The sequence below is a fragment of the Stenotrophomonas sp. AGC87 genome (genome assembly GCF_057333975.1).
This window is the reverse complement of record NZ_JBHFHW010000039.1, coordinates 47,983-50,793: the sequence shown is the minus strand read 5'-3', so window position 1 is coordinate 50,793 and position 2,811 is coordinate 47,983. Positions and strand designations below refer to the sequence as shown.

The window sequence follows — 2,811 nt, the reverse complement described above, 5'->3', positions numbered from 1 at the left end:
CCCCCCCCCCCCCCCCCCCCCCCCCCCCCCCCCCCCGACACAGGTCGGTGCGCAGAGAGGAAACGCGTCGCGCTTTTCAATGTGCGCAATGACGTTGGGCTTCTACGAATGCGCCTTTACGGCCACTGCATTTCACCCTTGGCTACTTTTGCGCTCAGTTCCAGCGAGCTCTCGCCAGCCAGGTTCGGATAGCATTTTTTCATCGCGGCAACGATGGGGATGCCGCCGAGGACGGTGCGCAGGGCGGGGATCCACAGGACGGTGCGGTCCGGCGTGGGGCCGGTGAGGCCGATGATCTTGATCGGTTGGCCTTCCAGGGTGAGGGTGTCGCCGTCGAGGGACGGCCCCGACATGACACCGGGGCCGGTAGAGCCGACCGTTGGTCGGCTGCTTCCAGATCGGCGGCCTGGTCAGTAGGCAACCGTGGCGATCTGCCGCACGTACTGCGGGGTTTCGATTTCGCTGACGAAGGCGTCGGCGTAGTCGGGGTAGCTGATCCGGCTGTGGCCGTCATCGCCGACCAGGAAGTTCTTCGCTTGGGTGCGGAAGCCGCCGCGCTGCGGGCCGGGGCCGATTTCTGCGGCCGGGGAGTAGAACGTCCAGTCTAGGTCGTCGACGGCGCGCAGCTGCTTCAGCGTCTCGCGGGCGGCCAGGGCGACCGGCTTGTAGGCGTCGGGGAAGCCCTCGGTGTCCACCAGTTGCACGCCGGGGGCAACTTCCAGGCTGCCGGCGCCACCGACCATGATGAAGCGGGGCACGCCGGCCTGGCGCGCCGCGGCGACCAGGGCCGCACTGGTGGTGGTCACCGTGGTCGGGGCATCGCCCGGACGCGGGCCGAAGGCGCTGGCCAAAACGTCATGGCCGGCGATCACGGCGGCCAGGGCGTCGGTGTCGTCCAGCGCGGCCACGGCCAGCTGGGCGCCGTCCAGTTCGGCCGGGAGGTCGGTCTCACGGCGGACGATGGCAGTGACCTGGTGGCCGCGGGCGAGGGCCTGGCGGGCGATCTCACGGCCGATGTTGCCGGTGGCACCAACGAGAGCAATTTTCATGGGGGAGGTCCGTTGAGGAAGGAAACCCAGCGTATGCCTCTGGAATCGAACGAAAAACCGCGTATAACGGCCTAATTTGTTGCACGGATCGATCAAATGGACCGGATGACCGCCATGAACGTGTTCGTCGAGGTGGCCGAGCGTGGCAGCCTGACCGCTGCGGCCGAGGCGCTGGAGATGTCGCGGGCGATGGTGACGCGCTATCTGGCCGAGGTGGAGCGGTGGCTGGGCGCGCGTCTGCTGCACCGGACCACGCGCCGGATCAGCCTGACCGGGCCGGGAGAAGCGGCGCTGCTGCGCTTCCGGCAGATGCTGGCGATCGGCGATGAACTGCACGCTGAGCTGGCCACTGACAACCCCGAGCCACACGGGCTGATCCGGGTGACCGCGAGTGTTTCTTTCGGGCAGCTCCACCTGGCCGCGGCGGTGGCCGAGTTCGTCAAACGCCATCCGCTGACGCGGGTGGAACTGTTACTCGTCGATCGGGTGGTGAATCTGGTGGAAGAACGGGTGGACATCGCCGTACGCATCTCGCGCGCGATCGACCCGAGTCTGATCGCGCGCCATCTTGGGCCGTGCCGGTCGGTGTTGTGTGCGGCGCCGTCGTACGTGGCCGAGCGCGGTGCGCCGGGCACGGCCGATGCACTGGCCGCGCATAACTGCCTGACCCACCACTACGTCGGCAAGAGTGTGTGGCACCTGCAGCGCGACGGGCGACAGATCGCGGTGGCGGTGGGTGGCAACATCAGCGCCAACGAAGCATCGTTGCTGCTGGAAGCCGTACGCGCCGGGGCGGGTATCGCCATGTTGCCGATGTACCAGATCGCGCCGCTGCTGCGTTCGGGCGAGCTGGTGGCCGTGCTGCCCGATTACACGGTGGAGACGCTGGGGCTGCACGCCGTGTACGCCTCGCGCCGGCAGCTGCCGACGATCATGCGCAGCTTCCTGGATTTCCTGGTGGAGCGTTTCAGCAGCCCTCAGTTTCTGGCGCTGCTCTGAGTGCCTGGGGTCAACGGCGCATGAGCAGAGCCGTTGCGGTGCCGCCGTACAATGGGGCTCCCACGTCGTTGAAGTGAGTGTCGTCTTGTCGTATCCGTATCCGTTGGTGGTGTTCGATCTGGATGGCACGCTGGTGGACAGCGCGGCCGATATCGCCGAAGCGCTGAACCGCACGCTGCAGGACTGGCAGTTGCCGCGCGTGCCGGAGGCGACGGTGTTGACGTGGATCGGGGATGGCGTGCGGCGGCTCGTCGAGCAGGCGTTTACCGCGGCTGGCAGTGATATCGATCTGGACGAGGTGATGCCCGGTTTCATGCGGCACTACGAAGCGTGCCTGTTGCGCAGCCCGCGCCTGTTTGATGGCGTGACCGACACGTTGGCTGCCTTGCGCGAACGTTCGGTGACGCTGGCGATCTGCACCAACAAGCCGTCCGCGCTGGTAGCGCCGTTGCTGCAGCATTTCGGTCTGCAGGACGTGTTCGCACTGGTGCTGGGCGGGGATTCCTTGCCGGAGCGCAAGCCCAGTGGTGCGCCTTTGCGGCATATCGCCGCGCAGTTCGAGGTGGCCGTCGAGGCCGCATTGATGGTGGGTGATTCGATCACCGATTACCGCGCTGCCGTGGATGCCGGGATGCCGGTGGCGCTGGTGCGCTATGGGTATCCGCGCGGGCTGGATCTGGACCACGTCGAGGCGGTTGCCGTGGTGGATGATCTGCGGGAATTGTTGGTGTTGTAAGGCGTTCGAGCGTGGGGCGACCAACGG

Annotated in this window: 3 protein-coding genes and 1 pseudogene; 2 read left to right on the top strand and 2 right to left on the bottom strand. The window is 67.0% G+C overall.

Features of this window, described 5'->3' with window-relative positions; translation table 11 throughout:
- Positions 1 to 116 precede the first annotated feature (116 nt).
- Positions 117 to 338, bottom strand: a pseudogene (locus ACE026_RS16030) (MBL fold metallo-hydrolase); the annotation flags it as partial.
- Between the two features lie 72 nt (positions 339 to 410).
- Positions 411 to 1,049, bottom strand: a complete 639-nt coding sequence (locus tag ACE026_RS16025) for an NAD(P)-dependent oxidoreductase (protein WP_486039842.1) — start codon at positions 1,047 to 1,049, stop codon at positions 411 to 413.
- Between the two features lie 96 nt (positions 1,050 to 1,145).
- On the opposite strand from ACE026_RS16025, the gene ACE026_RS16020 reads away from it, so the two are divergent.
- Together ACE026_RS16020 and gph are read left to right on the top strand one after the other, a co-directional pair.
- Positions 1,146 to 2,048, top strand: a complete 903-nt coding sequence (locus tag ACE026_RS16020; protein WP_121042474.1) for a LysR family transcriptional regulator — start codon at positions 1,146 to 1,148, stop codon at positions 2,046 to 2,048.
- Between the two features lie 85 nt (positions 2,049 to 2,133).
- On the top strand, positions 2,134 to 2,784 hold the full coding sequence (gph, locus tag ACE026_RS16015; protein ID WP_486039840.1) for a phosphoglycolate phosphatase: 651 nt from the start codon (positions 2,134 to 2,136) through the stop codon (positions 2,782 to 2,784).
- The last annotated feature ends 27 nt before the right edge of the window (positions 2,785 to 2,811 follow it).